This is a genomic window from Microbulbifer hainanensis, assembly GCF_014904735.1.
GTDB classification, from domain to species: Bacteria; Pseudomonadota; Gammaproteobacteria; order Pseudomonadales; family Cellvibrionaceae; genus Microbulbifer; species Microbulbifer hainanensis.
In genome coordinates, this window is record NZ_JACZCR010000020.1 from 143,638 (window position 1) to 162,977 (window position 19,340).

The following is a 19,340-nucleotide window of genomic DNA, read 5'->3' on the forward strand; positions in this document are numbered from 1 at the left end:
AGGAACTAGTTGGCGCTGGCGCCCATGAAACCGCCGTTGGCCACGCTGTCGTAGTTGCGGTCGTTGAATGTCTCTTCGGACAGGGCGCCCTCGCTTTTCGCCACAATCGTACTGACGACGGAATCGCCGGTAATATTTACCGCGGTGCGCACCATATCCAGCAGGCGATCCACTCCCATGACGATCGCAATCCCCTCCAGTGGCAGACCCACCTGCTGCAATACCATTGCCAGCATGATCAGGCCCACTCCGGGCACACCGGCCGTGCCGATAGAAGCCAGGGTCGCGGTCAGGATCACCGTCAGGTAGCCGGTGAGACCGATATCGATACCGTACATCTGCGAGATGAACACTGTCGCCACGCCCTGCATGATCGCCGTGCCGTCCATATTGATGGTCGCACCGAGCGGTACAGTAAAGGCGGCGATCTTGTTATCCACACCCAGGCGCTTTTCCACAGTCGCCAGTGTTACCGGAATCGTGGCGGCAGAGGAGGCGGTACTGAACGCGAATGCCATGGCCGGGCGCATCTTCTTGAACAGTTCGATCGGATTGAGGCCCGACAGCAGCTTCAGTAACAGCGAATAAACACCCAGCGCGTGCAGCAGCAGGACACACAGCACCACGGAGAAATACTTGGCGAGCTGCAAGAGGAAATCGAACCCGAGCGTCGCAAAGGTCTTCGCCAGCAGTGCGAAGACACCGTAGGGGGCGAATACCATCAACACGCCAACCATGCGCAGGATGACCTCGTTGAGGTCATTGAAAAAGCCCGCCATGCGCTTGCCCGGCTCGCCGCAGCGCGCTACCGCATAGCCCATCAGCAGTGCGAAGACGATGATCTGCAGCATATTGCCCCGGGCCATCGCCTCGACCGGGTTGGTCGGGAAAATGTTCACCAGTACTTCCGACAGCGGCGGAGACTCCTTCGCCTCGAAAGTCACATCCTTGGCCAGTGACATATCCACACCCACGCCCGGCTGGATCACCAGTGCCACGAGGAGCGCCAGGGAGATGGCAACGGCAGTGGTGAGCAGGTAGAGCAGCAATGTCTTGCCGGCCAGCGGGCCAATGCGGTGTCCTTCGGACAGGGCGCAGGCCCCGCACACCAGTGACACCAGCACCAGCGGCACCACCATCAGTTTCAGCGACGCAATGAAAATTCGCCCGACGACATCGAACAACCCTTCGGTGAGGTAGCGGTGCACCAAATCGGTTGCGCCGGCACCGAGTACCTGGCTCGTATTGAGGAAATTGAACAACACGCCGACCACAATGCCCGCAAGCATCGCAATCAGGATTCTGGTGGTGAGTCCCATAGTGAAATCTGTCTCCGGGTCGATGCGGAAGGAGCGCCTGGGGCCGCGCCTTCTCGCCCGCAATTATTCTGTGCAAACCGCCACTATATCGACAGCGGCCCCCGTGGGCAAAAGCGTGTGCGCCGCCGATCCTTTTCCCGCGCGGCGCAACGGGTACAATGGCGTCTTTATGTCCTGAGCGGAGTTTGCGTTGTATCACTCTCCATTTGAGCCGGTTGGCGACTGGTTTACCCGGCCGCTGGAAACACTGCACCAGCAGCCACCCGCGTCACTGCTGCCGTGGCTGCAACATCCCGGCTCGCTGACGGCCGCGCTCAAACACCTGAGCGGCAACCAGTTTCAGGTGCGCCTGCTGAGCCAGCGCTGGCAGCAGCCCAGCCTGGAAGAGCGGCGCGCGCTGGACCTGCGCGACCGCAGCCGCGCCCTGGTGCGCGAAGTACTGCTGTGCGGCCGCGGCCAGCCCTGGGTGTATGCGCGTAGCGTACTGCCTCTGCGCAGCCTGCAGGGCAAGTCGCGCTACCTGCGCAGCCTCGACGAGCGACCGCTCGGAGAGCTGCTGTTCAGCGAACCGGATATCCGCCGCGGCCCCATTGCGCTGAACCGGCTGCGCCGCAATCCGTCCTGCAAACTGGAAGCGCTGGCGGGCGAGGGCGATAGTGCCTGGGGCCGCCGCTCAACCTTCTGGCTGCGGGACAAGCCACTGCTGGTGGCGGAAACCTTTCTCGGCGCTTTCCACCCTGAGGCCGCGCCTTATGGCCGCGGCGAACTCGAATCGGCAACGGGGGAATAAAGTGATTACCCAACAACTGACCCAGCGCTGGCCCACAGCGCTGCCGTACTGGCAGCTGGCGCGACTCGACCGGCCGATCGGCTCGCTACTGCTGCTGTGGCCCACCTGGTGCGCGCTGTGGCTGGCGGCGGAGGGCTGGCCGGGCCTGCACCTGTTCACCGTGTTCACCCTCGGCGTGGTGCTGATGCGCGCGGCTGGCTGCGCCATCAACGACTTTGCCGATCGCCGTATCGACGGTCACGTCGAGCGCACCGCACAGCGGCCGCTGGCCACTGGCCGCGTCACCCCCCGCGGTGCCGTACTGCTGTTTGTCAGCCTGTGCCTGGTATCGCTGCTGCTGGTGCTGACCACCAACCGGTTGACCATCCTGATGTCGCTGCCCGCCGTTGCGGTGGCTTTCTGCTACCCGTTCGCCAAGCGCTTCACCAACCTGCCGCAACTGGTGCTGGGGATCGCCTTCAGCATGGGTATCCCGATGGCCTTTGCCGCGGTAAACGGCGAGATCCCGCCGCAGGCCTGGGTCCTGTTCACGGCCAATCTGCTGTGGACCGTCTGCTACGACACCTTTTACGCGATGGTCGACCGCGACGACGACCTGAAGATCGGGGTCAAATCCACTGCAGTGCTGTTTGGCGAGCTGGACCGACCCATGACCGGGATGCTGCAGCTGCTGACGTTGTTCGCGCTGTTACTCATCGGCCAGCGTTTCGAACTCGGTCTAACATACTATTGCGGCCTCACCGTCGCCGCTGCGTTGTTCGGCTACCAGCAATGGCTGGTGCGGGACCGGGAGCGCAATGCCTGTTTTCGTGCATTTTTGAATAACAATTGGGTCGGCGCAGCGGTATTTGCCGGAATATTCTTCCACTATTTGCTGCTCTGAGAGTCGACTGGGGACGCCTTTACATTCGTCATATATTTGTCATGGTAATGCCGTTAAATGGGCGTAATGAAAAGGAAGCTATGGCAGGCAGATGCACAGTAAAACGATCCTAATCGTCGACGATGAAGCCGCAGTCAGGGACATGCTGCGGGTGGCATTGGAAATGGCGGACTACCGCTGTATCGAGGCGGAGAACGCCCAGGCCGCGCACGCGCTGGTCATTGATGAAAAACCCGACCTGATCCTGCTCGACTGGATGCTGCCGGACGTCTCCGGTGTGGAGCTGGCCCGTCGCCTGAAGCGCGACGAGCTCACCTCCGCGCTGCCGATCATCATGCTCACCGCCAAGGGCGAGGAAGACCACAAGATCAAAGGCCTCGAGACGGGCGCCGACGACTACATCACCAAACCCTTTTCCCCGCGGGAACTGGTCGCGCGGCTGAAAGCGGTACTGCGCCGCGCCGGCCCCTCCACACCAGAGGAACCCTTGACCGCCGGCGGACTGGTTCTGGATCCGCTGAGCCACCGTGTCACCATCAACGGCCAGGCTGTTGATATGGGCCCGACGGAATTCCGCCTGCTGACTTTTTTCCTCTCCCATCAGGAGCGCGCCTATACCCGCACGCAGCTGCTGGACCACGTCTGGGGCGGCAATGTCTATGTGGAAGAACGCACCGTCGACGTGCATATCCGCCGCCTGCGCAAGGCGCTGGCCGTGGACGGACACGACCGCTATATCCAGACAGTGCGCGGTACCGGCTACCGCTTTTCGGTGCAAACCGCTGAAAGGGTGTAATATCCCGCGCAAATCCGCATAAAACGGCACGACTATGCTGGACCGCAGTATCGGCGAGTTTTCGCGCTTTGTTGTTATTACCCTCGGCTGCACCATCTTCGGTTTCATCACCGATCGCTGGCTGCTGGCCCTGACGCTCGGCCTCGCGATCTACCTGGTGTGGATCTTCTGGCAGCAGAGCCGCTTCGACCGCTGGCTGAGCAACGGCCGCCGCGGCCCCGCGCCCACCAGTTTCGGCGTCTGGGGCGATATCTCCGACGACTTTTACCGCATCCAGCGCCGCCACCGGCGCGAAAAGCAGAAGCTGCACGCGATGCTGCGCCGGGTCCAGGACAGCACCAGCGCACTGCGCGAGGGGATTGTGGCGCTGGAAGATGACGGCAACCTGGCCTGGTGGAACCCCGCCGCCGGCGAACTGCTCGGCCTGCGCACCGACGACGCCGGGCAGCCGCTGATCAATTTCGTGCGGGATCCGGGATTCGTGCGCTACATGTACAGCAGCGGCAGTACCCCCGGCCCCCTGACCATGGCCGCACCGGGTAACGACGCGCGCACGCTGCAGCTGGAAGTCACGCGGTTTGGCCGCGACGAGGCGCTGGTCATCGTGCGCGACGTGACCCGGCTGCACAACCTGGAGCAGATGCGCCGCGATTTCGTCGCCAATGTCTCCCACGAACTGCGCACGCCGCTGACAGTCATCGCCGGCTATCTCGAAACCCTCGAGGGCAGCGGGATGGCACCGCCCCCGTGGCAGAAGCCCCTGACACAGATGCGCGAACAGACCGAGCGCATGACAACACTGGTCAACGACCTGTTGTTGCTGGCGCGCCTGGAAACTTCCGAGCGCGACAGCGGCCGGGACAGGGTGGCGATAAGGGAGCTAATGGAGCAGATAGCATGCGAAGCCCGCAGTCTGAGCAGCGGGCGCCACGAGATCAGCGTGGAGTGTGCACAGGACGCGACACTGGTCGGCGACGCCACCGAATTGCACAGCGCCTTCGCCAACCTGGTATTCAATGCGGTGAAATACAGCCCCGCCGGGGGGCCGATCAAGCTGCGCTGGTGGGTCGACGGGCGCGGTGGTCACTTCGCTGTGGCGGACCGGGGAATCGGCATAGATCCGTTCCATATTCCGCGTCTGACCGAGCGCTTCTACCGGGTGGACGCAGGGCGCTCACGCGACAGCGGCGGCACCGGGCTGGGCCTCGCCATCGTCAAACACGTGCTGCTGCGCCACAGCGCCGAACTGAGCGTCGACAGCACACCCGGACGCGGCAGCACCTTCACACTGCACTTCCCGCCGAAAAAACTGGTTTCAGAGACGGCGGCCTGAACCGCCGTCCCGGCGCTATTCCAGCTCGCCCAGCACCACTTCCTCACCGTTTTTGGTATAGGTGACCGTTTCACCCTCGCTGACCGCGTTGCACTGGCGGCGCAGGGTCAGGTGGTGGAGTTGTAAGTCGCCGTCACGCAGCAGCAGGTGTTCGCGGCCTTCATCGTCCACCGGCAGGGCGTCGGCGGCCACCAGCGCGTCGCGCAGACTGCGCAGGCGGGGCATATCCCGGTAGCGGTTCAGATCCGCGGAGAGACGTTTCTTCATCCGCTCGCTTTCTTCCAGTGCCGCGGCGGTCTCGCGGTACTTGGCAAAGAAAAAGACACCGCCGATCGCGAATGTGATCGCAATTGCTGTTTCAAACCAATCAGGCATTACTACTCCCCTCCGTTTCACTCACCCTGCGCCACACCATCAGCTGGTTATTGGCCGGCAGGTCATTCAGTTCTTCGCGCACCAGCCCCGCGCCCTGCGCCAACCGATCCAGCCACTCCAGGTCGCGAATGCCGCTGTGCGGATCGCGCTGGCGCAGCTGCCGATCGAAATCTTCATTGGTGGGGCCGACAAAGGCGCCGTCGATTTTCACCGGGCCATAGACCACCAGCAAGCCGCCGGGTTCGAGAACCTGCGGCAGTGCGCGGAAGAAGTCCTGCACCGATTGGGCCGACATAATGTGCAGCGTATTAGCGGTAAAAATAGCGTCGAGCGCGAGCGCTGGCCACTCGCCGCTGACGTCCAGCTGCAGCGGCTCGCGCAGGTTTTCCGCCGGCTCCGCGGCCAGCCAGGCGCGGATACCCGACAGGTATTCCGCGCGGTCGGACGTGTGCCAGGTCAGGTGCGACAGCCGCGGCGCGAAGTAAACGGCGTGCTGGCCAGTGCCGCTGCCCACTTCCAGCACCTGTTTGCAGTTGGCGAACAGGCGGCGCAGGTGCGCCAGGATCGGCTCGCGATTGCGCGCACAGGCCGGTGCATCCGGAAACCCGGTCCGGCTCACAGGGCCTCATCCCGCGTGAATACCCAGTCGCTGCCCCTGGAAAGCGCCGCGTTGTAGCGGTAGCCGGCGCTATCGAACGCCTTCAGTTCCTCGGCCTTTTTCACCCGCTGGTCGATCGCCCAGCGACTCATCATGCCGCGCGCCTTTTTGGCAAAGAAGCTGATCATCTTGTACTCGCCGTTCTTCAGGTCTTTGAAATGCGGCGTGATGACCTCCGCTTCCAGTGCCTTGGGTTTCACCGACTTGAAGTACTCGTTGGACGCCAGGTTGACCAGTTCCTTGCTCTTCAGGGCTTGCAACTGTTCGTTGATGGCCGCAGTGATGCGGTCGCCCCAGAACTCGTACAGGTTCTTGCCGCGCGCATTGGCAAACTTGGTGCCCATCTCCAGCCGGTAGGGCTGCATCAGGTCGAGCGGCCGCAGCAGGCCGTACAGTCCGGAGAGCATGCGCAGGTGCTTCTGTGCGTAGCTGAAGTCCCGCTTGTTCATTGTCTCCGCCTCGAGGCCGGTATAGACATCCCCCTTGAAAGCGAGCAGGGCCGGGCGTGCGTTGCGCTCGGTAAAAGGCCGCTTCCACTGCTGGAATCGGTCGTAGTTGAGCACGCCCAGCTTGTCGGAAATCTTCATCAGGCTGGAAATCTGCTGCGGACTCAGTTCACGCAGCTCCTTGATCAGCGCCGCGGACTCCTTGAGGAAATCCGGCTGGGTGGTGTCGAGGGCGGGGATCTCGCTGTCGTAGTCGAGGGTCTTGGCCGGGGAAATAACTATCAGCATGAATCAGTCGTCCAGTAAAAATTCTGTGGGCGGCGCGGTTCCGGGTGGGTGTTATTCGGGCTTGAGGATGTCCTGCCACCAGTTCAGCGGTGTCTGGCCGTCCTGCGGATCGTAGACATTGCCGTAGTACCACACGCTGTTGGCACCGTCGCAGGCGCTGTTGAGTATCTTTTCGATATTCTCGAATCCGCAACTGACGTGGATGCTGTACACCAGCAGGCGCGGGCTTTCCATATCCAGTTCACCGCCCAGTTTTTCCAGCTGCGGCGTCAGTTGATCCGAGAGGGCGGTGCTGTCACCGCGGCAGAAAACACGGATTGCCAGGTTGCCGGAGCGCTTGAGCAGCTCGAACTCCTGGTTGTCCTTGTTCACCTTGATGGTGTCGCCGCTGGCGATCCCCTTGATAAAGGCCGGTGAGCGTACCAGTTGGCAACTGTCATCCTCGTTGACCCGCACCTGCAGCCGCTCCACCACCGGCTCGCCATCCGCATTGGTGCCGGCAAATAATTCGATAACCTGCAGTGCCGTCATAACCTCACTCCCCCTACATCGGGTAATGGTTGTGTAAAATGGTTCGCTATAAACCGAATATTATACAGGGAGGAAGCGATGATCTCGCGTGCGCTCAAATTCCGTACTGCCGCATTCGCAGTGGCCGTGTCAATGCTGGCCGGCTGTGCGGTCAATCCGGTCACCGGCAAGAAGGAACTGTCGCTGATGTCCCAGGGCCAGGAACTGGCACTGGGCGAACAGCAGTACCCGATCAACCAGCAGCAGCAGGGCGGCCAGTACGTCCTCGACAAGTCCCTGCAGGATTACGTCAACCGCGTCGGCCAGAAGCTCGCGAAGGTCTCGGACCAGCCTCAGCTGCCCTATGAATTTGTCGTGCTGAATAACTCGGTGCCCAACGCCTGGGCACTGCCCGGTGGCAAGATCGCGGTTAACCGCGGCCTGCTGGTGATGCTCGACGACGAAGCGGAACTGGCCGCCGTGCTTGGCCATGAGATTGTCCACGCCGCCGCGCGCCATTCCGCCGCCGCCATGTCCCAGCAGCAGGTGCTCGGCGCCGGCCTCGCAGTGCTTGGCGCCACCACCAAGGACACCGCCTACGGTGACCTGCTGAGCCTCGGCGGCCAGCTGGGCGGCAGCGCCTATATTGCCCGCTACGGCCGCGAAAATGAGCTGGAGTCCGACCAGTACGGCATGAAATACATGGCCGCCGCCGGCTACGACCCACAGGGCGCCGTGCGTCTGCAGAAGGAGTTCGTCAAGCTGTCCAAAGGCAAGCAGGCCGCCGGCCTGGAAGCCCTGTTCGCCAGCCACCCGCCATCGCAGGCGCGTGTCAACGCCAATGTCCAGCACGCCAAACAGCTGCCGAACGGCGGTGTCACCAACCGCGCGGCCTACCAGAAGGCCATCGCCCAGCTGAAACGCGACGCCGACGCCTACAAGACCTATGACGATGCCCTCGCTGCCGTACAGAACAAGCAATACGACCGCGCCCTGAGCCTGGCCCGCCAGGCACAGAAACAGCAGCCGCGCGAGGCCGCCTTCTATGCGCTGGAGGGTGACCTGCTATCCGAGAAGAAACAGTACCAGAGTGCATACAAGGCCTATGACAATGCAGTGCAGAAGAATCCGGGCCTGTTTTCCAACTGGCTCAAGCGCGGCATGGTCAGTGCCCAGCTCAAGAATTACACCGACGCCGAACGCGACCTGAACCGTTCGCTCCGCTACCTGGAAACCCCCTATGCCCACTATTACCTGGGGCAGGTGTACGAAATACAGGGAGACGTCAAGGACGCCTACAGCCACTACCAGACTGCGGCTCAGTCCGGTGGCGATATCGGCAGCAAGGCACAGGCGCGTATGCAGGCGCTCGGTAATAACCAGGGCTGAAGCACGACCGTACAGAGTTGAGATCTAGAAAGGGGCCGTAAAACGGCCCCTTTTTTGTAGAGCGCAGATTCAGAATCTGCAGCGCGATTTCCACATTCCCACAACGTGGTCATCGCGATGATGTTGTGATATCAATTTCCTGCCAGCAATATCCGAGCAATAACAAAAAATTAAGCGCCGTCGCGACTGCGACCGGCCAGGAACAAGGGACTATGGCCATGGACGAATACACCAGGGAATTCCGCGCACAGCCAGCTGCCGACCGACCGAAACATATCCTGATCTTCCTCGATGGCACCTGGAACGATGAAGACGGCAAGGACGGTGATGGCGTTACCACCAACATTTACCGCCTGTTTCGTTCGGTTGCCGGCACCCTGCATGAAGCCGAAGTGCCACAGCGTATGGAAAGCGAAAGCCAGGTTGCCCTTTACTTTCGCGGTGTCGGCAATGACGAGGTGAACGGCACGCTCGGTACCTATTACGGCGGCATCTTCGGTGCCGGGGAAAAGCGTATCCGCGATCACGCCTATGCGGAGCTGGTCAATCACTATGCCAGTGGCGATCGTATCAGTATTTTCGGTTTCAGCCGCGGTGCCGCCTGCGCGCGCCTGTTAGCCGCGAAGATCCACAAGCACGGTGTGGTCTCGAGCCTCACCGCCGTCTTCTGCCAACGGCAAAACGATGGGGTTAGCGAGGAATATTTCCTGCGTTACCGCGATGCAGCAGACGGCGAGAAGCCGGTAGCGGTGGAGTTCCTCGGCATTTTCGACACTGTCGGCGCCTTCGGCGTGCCGGTGGATCTGGGCTTTTTCAAGCTGCAGAAACTCAATTTATTCCGCGACCTTTCCGTGTCGGACAATGTCCGTCGGGTGGTGCACTGTGTCAGTATCGACGAAAGTCGTGAGCCCTTTATTCCCACGCTGTGCAACCACGACGAACGGGTCGAGGAGGTGTGGTTTGCCGGCGTCCACGCCGATATCGGCGGCGGCTACCGCCTGCACGAGTTGGGCAAGATAACCCTGCAATTTATGGTTGACCGGCTGCAGCAGGCTTTTGCCGAACACCCGGTTGCCTTTGATGAAGAGGCATTACAGCGCAACACCCGAGTCGACCTGTTCAATGAGAGGGTGCACCTGCACTACCACGGCGAGGGGTTCAAGAAATCCCTGCGCGATATCTACGTTGCGGAAAACGGCGAGCGGTCGACACTAACGCCGAAGATTCACCGCTCGGTGGTGGACCTGCGGGACACAGAGCAGCTGCACCTGGTGGAGGCCACCGGCAGTTTTGTACGGCTGACACCGGTAGAATATCGGCCGTCGAATCTGGACAGATTGACACTGGAATGTGAGATCGTTGAATAAATCGCTCAGCGCCCATTGTCGGGCGGCGGCATCACCACCCACTCCGGGTCTTCAAATTCGCCCAGCGGGTGGATTTCGACAAAGGGAGCAGCGCTGCGAATAATCGCGGCGATATCCGGGCGATGTTGCGCTTCCATCACATCCCGCTCCGCCTTGCTGTGCCAGCTGGCAATCGCGATCAGCGTATCCGGGTCGCCGATTTTGCGGTGCAGCTCGGTGCCGCGGGCGCCCGGGGCCTGCTGGATCAGCTCGGAGGCGCGCACCCAGATATCGGCGTATTCCTCGGCGGTGTGGCCCGGCTTGATACGGACTTCGAAAATATATTTCACTAATCCCTCCCGAGTTTTCCTTGCCCTGGAGCCTAGCTCAAAAAAAGAGCGCAGATAAAAAAAGGCCGCGTATAGCGGCCTTCAGGGTTTCGTCGACTTGGCTCAGAACGTTCTGAGGTTGTCTTCGTTGCCGTGGCGGATATCCGCACCCTCGACCAGGTAAACCACCTGTTCACAGATATTCTTGGCGTGATCGCCGATACGCTCCAGCGAGCGCAGGGACCAGAGGACGTTCATGACGCGGGAGATACTGCGCGGATCTTCCATCATATAGGTGATCAGCTCTCGCACCGCGGTGCGGTAATCCATATCCACCTGTTCATCTTCCGCCAGGGTCGCCAGGGCGGACTTCACATCGAAACGGGTATAGGCATCCAGCGAGTCGTTGAGCATCTTGCGCACGGCGTTGGCGATATGGCGAATCTCCGTATAGCCACGCGGCGCGGTGCCTTCATCGGTCAGGGCGATGGCCATCTTGGCGATCTTGCTCGCTTCGTCGCCGACCCGTTCCAGGTCGCGGGCGATACGGATGACCGACATCACCATGCGCAGGTCAGACGCTGCCGGCTGGCGCTTGGCGATGATCAGTGTGGCGTGTTCGTCGATTTCCATTTCGCGGCGGTCGATTTCTTTCTCGACGTTGAGTACCTTTTCCGCCAGTTCGCTGTCGGCGTTGGCCAGGGACTCTACCGCATCGGCCACCTGGCGTGTCACCATGCCGCCCATTTCCAGCATCTCGGTCTTGATGCTCTCCAGGTCTTCGTTGAATTGGCGGGAAATATGTTGATCGAAATGCATATCCATAATCAGTCGCTTCTGTTAGCGCAATAAGTAGTTCAGCCGATCAGCCGAAACGGCCGGTGATGTAGGCTTCTGTCAACGCGTGTTGCGGGTTGGTAAACACGGTCTCGGTATCGTTGACCTCGACCAGATGGCCCAGGTGGAAGTAGGCGGTGCGCTGGCTGACGCGCGCGGCCTGCTGCATCGAGTGGGTGACGATAGCGATGGTGTACTTCTCGCGCAGCTCGTCGATCAGCTCTTCGATTCGCGCGGTCGCAATCGGGTCCAGGGCGGAGCAGGGCTCGTCCATCAGGATCACTTCGGGGCTCACGGCAATGGCGCGCGCGATACACAGGCGCTGCTGCTGACCGCCGGACAGTCCGGTGCCGGGCTTGTCGAGGCGGTCTTTCACCTCGTTCCACAGGCCGGCGCGGCGCAGACTGTCCTCGACGATCTCATCCAGTTCCGCGCGGCGGCTGGCGATGCCGTGGATCTTGGGGCCGTAGGCCACGTTTTCGTAAATAGTTTTCGGGAAGGGGTTGGGTTTCTGGAACACCATGCCGACGCGGGCGCGCAGCGGAACCACATCCACTTTGGGTCCGTAAATGGCCTCGCCATCTAGTGTCAGGTCACCATCGACACGACAGCCCTCGATGGTGTCGTTCATGCGGTTGAGACAGCGCAGGAAAGTGGACTTACCACAGCCTGACGGCCCGATCATCGCCACTACTTCGTTGCGGCCAATATCCAGGCTCACGTCGTGAATGGCCTGGGCCTCGCCGTAAAAAACGTTGACGTTGCGCATGCTCAGCTTGGCGTTGTCACACAGCGGCTGGCCAACGGTCTCTTTGACCACGGTCTGGGTATCCACAGTTTCTCGTTCCACGGTTTGGGGTTGCGCGGGCGCGGCGTGGCCGGCGGTGTCCAGGGTCATGGTGTTCATAATCTATCCCGGTTCGTTATCTTAGCATTCGCTGGCAGCGCATCCGCTACCAGCGGCGCTCGAGTTTCTTGCGCAGCCACACTGCGCTGGCATTCATCACGATCAGGAAGCTCAACAGCACCATGATCGCGGCGGAGGTGCGCTCGACAAACGCGCGCTCGGGGCTGTCGGCCCACAGGAAAATCTGTACCGGCAGTACCGTGGCCGGATCGGTCACGCCGCCGGGTACGTCGACGATAAACGCCACCATACCGATCATCAGCAGCGGCGCGGTTTCGCCCAGCGCCTGCGCCATACCGATGATGGCGCCGGTCAGCATGCCGGGCATCGCCAGCGGCAGCACGTGGTGGAAAACCACCTGCATGCGCGAGGCGCCCATGCCCATCGCCGCTTCGCGGATCGACGGCGGTACCGCTTTCAGTGCGGCGCGGCTGGAAATGATGATCGTCGGCAGGGTCATCAGCGTCAGCACCAGGCCGCCCACCAGCGGCGCCGAGCGCGGGAGCTCGAAAAAGTTGATGAAGATCGCCAGGCCAAGCAGGCCGAATACGATCGACGGCACCGCGGCGAGGTTGTTGATGTTCACCTCGATCAGGTCGGTCCAGCGATTCTTCGGAGCGTACTCCTCGAGATAAATGGCCGCGGCCACACCAATCGGGAAGGACAGCACCAGTGTCACCAGCAGAGTCAGCAGGGAACCGACCAGGGCGGCACGGATACCCGCCTGTTCCGGCTCGCGGGAATCTCCATTGGTGAAGAAGGCGGTGTTGAAACGCCGCTTCAGCTCGCCGCTCTTCAACAGCTGCTGGATCCAGCCGGCCATCATTTCTGAAGTGCGGCCGCGAAAACCCTCCTTGCTGTCGTCGAGGCTTTTGACAAAGGTGTCCACGTCGTCGTCCGCTGCCAACCAGACCTGCTCCGTCTTGCCGAGCAGTTCCGGGTTGGCTTCGAGGCGGTCGCGCAGCGTGAAAGGCGCACCACTGGAGACCATCGAATAGAGTTCGCGCTTGTCGCTGCGGCCGCTGACCTCGGGGAAGCGCGCCCGCAGGGACTCGCGGATCACGCCGGTAAAGTTGGCCCAGGTCAGGCTCTCGTGATCGACCTTGTCGATACCCAGTACCGCCGGATCGTAAGTGATCTGCAGCTCGATCGCGGTCTGCCGGAAGGCACCGGCGCCCTTGGAAATAATATCGGTAAACAGCAGCGCGACGACCAGAATGCCGAAGGCAATGCTGGCAATACCGAGCCCGCGGAAGATTTTTTCCTTGCGGTGGCGGCGCGCGAGGCCCTGTTCGATGCGCTCGCGCACACTGCTGTGGCCGTTGCTTTGATTCGAATCAGTCATACTGTTCCCGGTATTTTTTCACTACGTGCAGGGCGATGAAGTTCAGCACCAGCGTGGACAAAAACAGCATCAGGCCCAGGGCGAAGGCCGCCAGGGTTTTGGGGCTGTCGAATTCCTGGTCGCCGACCAGCAGGGTGACGATCTGTACGGTGACGGTGGTCACCGATTCCAGCGGGTTCGCGGTGAGGTTGGCGGCCATACCGGCGGCCATGACCACGATCATCGTCTCGCCGATGGCGCGCGACACGGCCAGCAGCACACCGCCGACAATGCCCGGCAGGGCGGCCGGAATGACGACCTTGCGCACGGTTTCCGATTTGGTGGAACCGAGCCCGAGAGCGCCGTCGCGCAGTGACTGCGGCACCGCGTTGATCACATCGTCGGACAGGGACGACACGAAGGGAATAATCATGATGCCCATCACCAGGCCCGCAGCCAGCGCACTCTCGCTGGACGCGTGCAGGCCGACGGCGGCGGCGGTTTCGCGAATAAACGGCGCGACGGTCAGCGCGGCAAAGAAGCCGTAAACCACCGTGGGCACACCGGCGAGGATTTCGATCACCGGTTTGGCCAGGTTGCGCACCCGTGCACTGGCGTATTCGGCCAGATAGATCGCGGACATCAGGCCCACCGGCACCGCCACAAACATCGCGATCGCCGACACCATCAGGGTGCCGGTGAACAGCGGTACGGCACCGAAGGCTCCGCTGGAACCGACCTGGTCGGCGCGCATGGCCATCTGCGGGCTCCACTGCAGGCCAAACAGGAATTCGGTAATCGGCACTTCGTGGAAAAAGCGCAGGGATTCAAACAGTACCGACAGCAGGATGCCGACAGTAGTAAAAATAGCGGCACAGGCGCAGGTGATCAGTACGGCTTTCAGGACGCTCTCAACCTTCTCCCGCGCGCGCAGCTGCGGCGAAAAGCGCAATACGGCAATGGCGCCGAGGCCGATGGCGAGGATCAGGGTCAGCGCCGCCTGCAAGACGCTGCCGCGCTGCTGGAGAGTGCTGAAATGTTCCGCGGCCGCCTGTACCTGCGGCGAGGCGTCGCCGAGCAGGTGGCCCGCGGCGAGATTCTGGATCTGTGCGTAGAGCAGGTTCTGGCCGGCGACAGTGTCCGGCTTGTCGGGAAGGCTGTTCATGACCAGCGCGCGAATGATGGCATCGTCGAAAAGGAGCCAGCCACCAAGCAGCAGCAGGGCCGGCAATCCACACCAGAGTGCCGTGTGCAGGCCGTAATAACTGGGTAGCGCAGCCAGGTTGCGCAGGCCACCGCGCCCGCGTGCCGCTGCGACCGCGCGGCTGAAACCGGTGCCGTAGGCCACCAGAACCAGCAGGAGCAGCAGGGCGAAGAGTGTGGATGTTTGCATCGATTCGCTCAGGTCAATAATGTGCCGGGCATTATCCGGACTTTTCACAACATTTGCATGGCCGCCCGCATTTGGCGACCTGCAGATATAACGAAGCCAGGCCCGGGGGCCTGGCTGGTAATTCCATTTACCGCGACTTCTTCCTGAAGCTTACTTCTGCGCGAGATTGCTCAGAGCGTTCAGTTTGCGTACGTTAGCGAGTACTTGCTGGCGCTTGGCGGTCGGCATCGGGATCATGCCCTTATCGGCCAGGTAGCCCTCTTCACCCCAGGCGCGCTCGCTGGTGAACTCTGCCAGGAACTGCTTCATGCCCGGAACCACACCAACGTGGGACTTCTTCACGTAGATGAACAGCGGGCGGGAAACCGGGTAGCTGTGGTCAGCAATGGACTCGAACGTCGGGCTCTCGCCGTCGATCTTGGAGCCCTGGATCTTGTCGGTGTTCTGGTCCAGGTAGCTGAAACCGAAAATACCCAGCGCGTTGTGATCGGCCACCAGCTTGTTGACGATCAGGTTGTCGTTCTCGCCGGCTTCGACATAGGCGCCGTCTTCACGCAGGGTCTGGCAGACAACTTTCTTCTTGTCTTTTTCCATCTTCGCGATCATCGGGATGGTTTCACAACCGTGCTCCATGACCAGTTCGGCGAAGGCGTCGCGGGTACCGGAAGTCGGGGGCGGGCCCAGTACTTCGATCTTGTGTGCCGGCAGGGCCGGGTTCACGTCCTTCCAGGTCTTGTAGGGGTTGGCGACCAGGGTTTCGGAACCGTCCGGGTTCGGTACCTGCTTGGCCAGTGCCAGGAACAGGTCCTTGCGGCTCAGGGACAGCTGCTCGGCATCCTTGGAGTTGGCCACGGCGATGCCGTCGAAGCCAACCTGTACTTCAACGACGTCGATGCCGTTCTTGTGGCAGTTGTCCAGCTCGGACTGCTTGATGCGGCGGGATGCGCCGGTAATATCGGGGGTGTTCTCGCCCACACCCTGACAGAACAGCTTCATGCCGCCGCCGGTGCCAGTGGACTCAACCACCGGGGTGTTGAACTGGGTACCGCGGCTGAAGCGCTCGGCAACGGTGGTGGTAAACGGGTATACGGTAGAGGAGCCGACGATGCTGATATGATCGCGGGCTGCCAGGGCTGCCTGGGATGCGGCGATAGTCAGGGCCGCCAGGGCCGAGGCCACAATCTTCTTGTTCACAGGACGCTTGTTCATGGATAACTCCGGTGTGTGGTTTTGTTTCACGCGGCGATGCTAGGAACAACGGGTGACGATTCTATGAATAAAAGATGACAAAAAGGTTACAGATCGCCGAAATCGACCTGTGGCGCCCATTGCGCGGAGGCGGTAGGCTTTCACCAGAAGATCCGGCCGCACCGGCCCGGGCGGGCAAAACGCCCCTCCGGGAGCATATCCGGGCCGCCATAGAACAATAAGATGTCGTGAGAGAATCCCCCATGTCCCCTCTGATTCGCTGGGCGCACCGCCTGGATGCGCTGGCCGCCGGCTCCGGGCGGCTGCTCGGCTGGTTCACCCTGATCATGGTGTTGTTGCAGAGCGCCGTTGTCCTCCTGCGCTACGGATTCAATGGCGGCTCGGTGGCGCTGCAGGACGCGGTGGTCTACCTGCACGGTGCCGCATTCATGCTCGGCCTGGCCTATGCGCTGCAGTGCGACGCCCATGTGCGCGTGGACGTCTTCTACCGCAAGATGGGCGAACGGGCGCAGGCCTGGGTCAATGCCGCCGGTACCTTGGTGTTCCTGCTGCCGCTGTGCACGTTCATCCTGGTCGGCAGCTGGCAGTTCGCCGCCGCCAGCTGGGCGGTGCACGAGGGCAGCGCCAGCGCCGGCGGACTCCCAGGGGTTTTCCTGCTCAAGAGCCTGATACCGCTGGCCGCCGCGACCCTGGCCCTGCAGGGCGTGGCGCAGTTCGCCCGCGCCCTTGGAAGGCTGATGCAGGTAGACGAACCGGCGACGCCGGCGCGCACCAGACGCGATACAGCCCCGACCGCGATCGAGGAGGTGAGCGCATGATCGAGCTGATCCCCCTGTTGATGTTCGCCGCAGTGTGCGCGGCGCTGATGTTCGGCTACCCGGTGGCGTTTACCCTCGGCGGCACGGCGCTGCTGGCGGCGGGACTGGGAATCGTCACCGGGATCTTCGACCCCGAATTGCTGCGGGCATTCCCCGACCGCCTCTACGGCATAATGCAGAACGGTACCCTGATGGCGGTGCCGCTGTTCGTACTGATGGGCGTCATGCTCGAGCGGGCGCGGATCGCCGAAGAACTACTGGTGAACCTGGCCAAGGTGTTTTCCGGGGTGCGCGCGGGTATGGCGGTATCCGTGGTGGTGGTCGGTGCACTGCTCGCGGCCAGCACCGGCATCGTCGGCGCCACCGTGGTGACCATGGGGCTGATGTCCCTGCCAACAATGCTCAATCGCGGCTATTCACCGAAGTTAGCCACAGGAACCATCTGCGCAACCGGTACTTTGGGACAGATCATTCCTCCGTCCATCGCCCTGGTTCTGCTCGGCGACACCCTGTCGAACGCCTACCAGCAGGCCCAGCTGAACGCCGGCATTTTTAATCCGCAGCCGGTCAGCGTCGGCGACCTGTTTGTCGGCGCCATCGTACCGGGGCTGCTGCTGGTGCTGGCCTACATCCTCTATCTGCTGTTCGTCGCCCGGCACGAGCCGGCCGATGACGGCGAAGCGGAATCGGTCGACTACTTCCAGACCATCAAGAGCCTGGTGCCGCCCATCGCGCTGATGCTGCTGGTGCTCGGCTCGATTATCAGCGGCGCCGCCACCCCCACCGAGGCCGCCGCCGTCGGTGCCCTGGGTGCCGGCATCCTCGCCTACAGCCGCGGTGCGCTGAGCTGGGCGCGCGCCGGCGAAGTGGGGCAGAGCACCCTGCAGGTCACCGCGATGGTGTTCGCCATCCTGATTGGCGCCTCGCTGTTTTCCCTGGTGTTCCGCGGCTACCACGGCGAAGACATGGTCACCGGCCTGTTCCAGAGCCTGCCCGGCGGGGTGGTCGGCGCCACCCTGCTGGTGATGGTGGTAATTTTCCTGCTCGGTTTCATTCTCGACTTTATCGAGATCACCTTCGTGGTGGTGCCAATCGTCGGCCCGGTGCTGCTGGCGATGGGCGTGGATCCGGTGTGGCTGGGCATCATGATCGCGCTGAACCTGCAGACCTCATTCCTGACGCCGCCATTCGGCTTTGCACTCTTTTACCTGCGCGGCGTGGCGCCGGTTGAGGTGGCGACCGGGGCCATCTACCGCGGGGTGATGCCCTTTATTGCGATCCAGCTGCTGGTCATGTGTGTGCTGGCAATGTGGCCGGCCCTGGCTACGTGGCTCCCTGGCCTGATGCAGTCCTGACTTAGCTGACTGCGCCCGGTCCCGGTCGGGCGCACAGCACAGCTGGTCGCAATCGTGCCGACTTTGCATCCGATGCCGTTAACATGGACGTCTAATGACAAAAAGTAAGGGAATTACACCGCCATGCTGGAAATCTCCAACCTCTCCAAGACCTACGACAACGGCGTTCGCGCGCTCAACAACATCAGTCTGACAGTCCCCAAGGGCATGTTTGGCCTGCTGGGCCCGAACGGCGCCGGCAAGTCCTCACTGATGCGCACCATCGCCACGCTGCAGCTGGCTGACAGCGGCACCATCCGCTTCAACGGGATCGACGTGGCCGCCAACCCGCAGCAGATCCGCGCCACGCTCGGCTACCTGCCACAGGATTTCGGCGTCTATCCGCGCATCAGTGCCGAGGACATGCTCGAGCATATGGCGGTGCTGAAGGGCATCGGCAACAAGAAGGAGCGCCGCGCGCTGGTGGCGGAACTGCTGCACCAGACCAACCTCTACAACGACCGCAAGAAAAATCTCAGCGGCTATTCCGGCGGCATGCGCCAGCGCTTCGGCATCGCCCAGGCACTGATCGGCGATCCGCAGCTCATTATCGTCGACGAGCCCACCGCCGGCCTCGACCCCCAGGAGCGCAACCGCTTCCACAACCTGCTGAGCGAAATCGGCGAAAACGTGGTGGTGATACTGTCCACCCATATCGTCGAGGACGTGGCCGACCTGTGCCCGAACATGGCAATTCTCGCCGGTGGCCGCATCGTCGCCGGCGGCGAACCGGAAACCCTGGTGCAAGGCCTGCGCGGGAAGGTATGGCGGCGCGCCGTGGACAAGGCCGAACTAGAGCAGTGCCGCGCGCAGTTCGACGTCATCTCCACCCGCCTGCTGGCCGGCCGCCACGTGGTCCACGTGCTAGCAGACGCGCAGCCCGGTGAGGGCTTCGAACCGCTGCAGCCGGACCTCGAAGATGTCTACTTCTCCACCCTGTTCGGCGCCGAGCGCCAGGCTCTGGAAACGGCCGCCTGAGGCGGGGAGGGGACAGTC

At 62.0% G+C, this 19,340-nt stretch carries 20 protein-coding genes; 9 read left to right on the forward strand and 11 right to left on the reverse strand.

What is annotated here, in order from left to right; genetic code table 11:
* Positions 1-5: 5 nt before the first annotated feature.
* Entirely contained in the window at positions 6-1,319 is a 1,314-nt protein-coding gene (locus IG168_RS06910) for a dicarboxylate/amino acid:cation symporter (RefSeq protein ID WP_193163238.1), read from the reverse strand.
* Between the two features lie 190 nt (positions 1,320-1,509).
* Between IG168_RS06910 and IG168_RS06915 the strand changes: the two genes are divergently transcribed.
* The 4 genes from IG168_RS06915 to phoR all read left to right on the forward strand — a co-directional run bounded on the left by IG168_RS06915 (position 1,510) and on the right by phoR (position 5,121).
* Positions 1,510-2,109, forward strand: a complete 600-nt coding sequence (locus tag IG168_RS06915; RefSeq protein WP_193163239.1) for a chorismate--pyruvate lyase family protein — start codon at positions 1,510-1,512, stop codon at positions 2,107-2,109.
* Between the two features lies 1 nt (position 2,110).
* A complete protein-coding gene (gene ubiA / locus IG168_RS06920) occupies positions 2,111-2,992 on the forward strand; it encodes a 4-hydroxybenzoate octaprenyltransferase (RefSeq protein ID WP_319024671.1) in 882 nt (293 codons plus the stop codon).
* Positions 2,993-3,083: 91 nt separating this feature from the next.
* A complete protein-coding gene (gene phoB / locus IG168_RS06925; protein WP_193163243.1) occupies positions 3,084-3,788 on the forward strand; it encodes a phosphate regulon transcriptional regulator PhoB in 705 nt (234 codons plus the stop codon).
* Between the two features lie 34 nt (positions 3,789-3,822).
* Positions 3,823-5,121, forward strand: coding sequence for a phosphate regulon sensor histidine kinase PhoR (gene phoR, locus IG168_RS06930; protein WP_193163245.1), 1,299 nt, complete (start codon positions 3,823-3,825; stop codon positions 5,119-5,121).
* Between the two features lie 15 nt (positions 5,122-5,136).
* Here the strand turns inward: phoR and IG168_RS06935 are convergent, their stop codons facing one another.
* Genes IG168_RS06935 through IG168_RS06950 form a run of 4 tightly spaced genes read right to left on the reverse strand, consistent with a single transcriptional unit; the run spans position 5,137 to position 7,419 of the window.
* A complete protein-coding gene (locus IG168_RS06935) occupies positions 5,137-5,496 on the reverse strand; it encodes a hypothetical protein (protein WP_193163247.1) in 360 nt (119 codons plus the stop codon).
* Complete coding sequence (locus tag IG168_RS06940) at positions 5,489-6,115, reverse strand: DUF938 domain-containing protein (protein ID WP_193163249.1); 627 nt, start codon at positions 6,113-6,115, stop codon at positions 5,489-5,491. The genes IG168_RS06935 and IG168_RS06940 overlap by 8 nt, the downstream gene beginning before the upstream one ends.
* Complete coding sequence (yaaA, locus tag IG168_RS06945) at positions 6,112-6,888, reverse strand: peroxide stress protein YaaA (RefSeq protein ID WP_193163251.1); 777 nt, start codon at positions 6,886-6,888, stop codon at positions 6,112-6,114. Before yaaA ends, IG168_RS06940 begins: the two co-directional genes overlap by 4 nt.
* A 51-nt stretch (positions 6,889-6,939) precedes the next feature.
* Positions 6,940-7,419, reverse strand: a complete 480-nt coding sequence (locus IG168_RS06950; protein WP_193163253.1) for a DUF4265 domain-containing protein — start codon at positions 7,417-7,419, stop codon at positions 6,940-6,942.
* 78 nt (positions 7,420-7,497) lie between these two features.
* Here IG168_RS06950 and IG168_RS06955 point away from each other — a divergent pair, with 78 nt between their 5' ends.
* Both IG168_RS06955 and IG168_RS06960 read left to right on the forward strand, forming a co-directional pair.
* Entirely contained in the window at positions 7,498-8,787 is a 1,290-nt protein-coding gene (locus IG168_RS06955) for a M48 family metalloprotease (protein WP_193163255.1), read from the forward strand.
* Positions 8,788-8,999: 212 nt separating this feature from the next.
* Positions 9,000-10,154, forward strand: coding sequence for a phospholipase effector Tle1 domain-containing protein (locus IG168_RS06960; protein ID WP_193163257.1), 1,155 nt, complete (start codon positions 9,000-9,002; stop codon positions 10,152-10,154).
* Positions 10,155-10,159: 5 nt separating this feature from the next.
* Here IG168_RS06960 and IG168_RS06965 read toward each other — a convergent pair whose 3' ends face one another.
* The 6 genes from IG168_RS06965 to IG168_RS06990 form a co-directional block, all read right to left on the reverse strand.
* The gene (locus IG168_RS06965) at positions 10,160-10,483 is read right to left on the reverse strand and encodes an antibiotic biosynthesis monooxygenase family protein (protein ID WP_193163259.1); all 324 of its coding nucleotides are present in this window, start codon (positions 10,481-10,483) and stop codon (positions 10,160-10,162) included.
* 102 nt (positions 10,484-10,585) lie between these two features.
* Positions 10,586-11,287, reverse strand: coding sequence for a phosphate signaling complex protein PhoU (gene phoU / locus IG168_RS06970; RefSeq protein ID WP_193163261.1), 702 nt, complete (start codon positions 11,285-11,287; stop codon positions 10,586-10,588).
* A 40-nt stretch (positions 11,288-11,327) separates the two neighbouring features.
* Entirely contained in the window at positions 11,328-12,068 is a 741-nt protein-coding gene (gene pstB / locus IG168_RS06975; RefSeq protein ID WP_264300102.1) for a phosphate ABC transporter ATP-binding protein PstB, read from the reverse strand.
* A 184-nt stretch (positions 12,069-12,252) separates the two neighbouring features.
* Positions 12,253-13,551: a phosphate ABC transporter permease PstA gene (pstA, locus tag IG168_RS06980; protein ID WP_193163263.1), complete on the reverse strand. Its 1,299-nt coding sequence runs from the start codon at positions 13,549-13,551 to the stop codon at positions 12,253-12,255.
* A complete protein-coding gene (gene pstC, locus IG168_RS06985; protein ID WP_193163265.1) occupies positions 13,544-14,923 on the reverse strand; it encodes a phosphate ABC transporter permease subunit PstC in 1,380 nt (459 codons plus the stop codon). Before pstC ends, pstA begins: the two co-directional genes overlap by 8 nt.
* Positions 14,924-15,073: 150 nt before the next feature.
* Positions 15,074-16,132 (reverse strand): PstS family phosphate ABC transporter substrate-binding protein, encoded by a 1,059-nt coding sequence (locus IG168_RS06990; RefSeq protein WP_226876606.1) that lies wholly within the window; start codon positions 16,130-16,132, stop codon positions 15,074-15,076.
* A 242-nt stretch (positions 16,133-16,374) separates the two neighbouring features.
* Here IG168_RS06990 and IG168_RS06995 point away from each other — a divergent pair, with 242 nt between their 5' ends.
* The 3 genes from IG168_RS06995 to IG168_RS07005 all read left to right on the forward strand — a co-directional run bounded on the left by IG168_RS06995 (position 16,375) and on the right by IG168_RS07005 (position 19,322).
* Complete coding sequence (locus IG168_RS06995) at positions 16,375-16,950, forward strand: TRAP transporter small permease subunit (RefSeq protein ID WP_193163267.1); 576 nt, start codon at positions 16,375-16,377, stop codon at positions 16,948-16,950.
* Positions 16,947-18,305: a TRAP transporter large permease gene (locus IG168_RS07000; protein ID WP_193163269.1), complete on the forward strand. Its 1,359-nt coding sequence runs from the start codon at positions 16,947-16,949 to the stop codon at positions 18,303-18,305. The genes IG168_RS06995 and IG168_RS07000 overlap by 4 nt, the downstream gene beginning before the upstream one ends.
* 123 nt (positions 18,306-18,428) lie before the next feature.
* A complete protein-coding gene (locus tag IG168_RS07005; protein WP_193163271.1) occupies positions 18,429-19,322 on the forward strand; it encodes an ABC transporter ATP-binding protein in 894 nt (297 codons plus the stop codon).
* Positions 19,323-19,340: the final 18 nt, after the last annotated feature.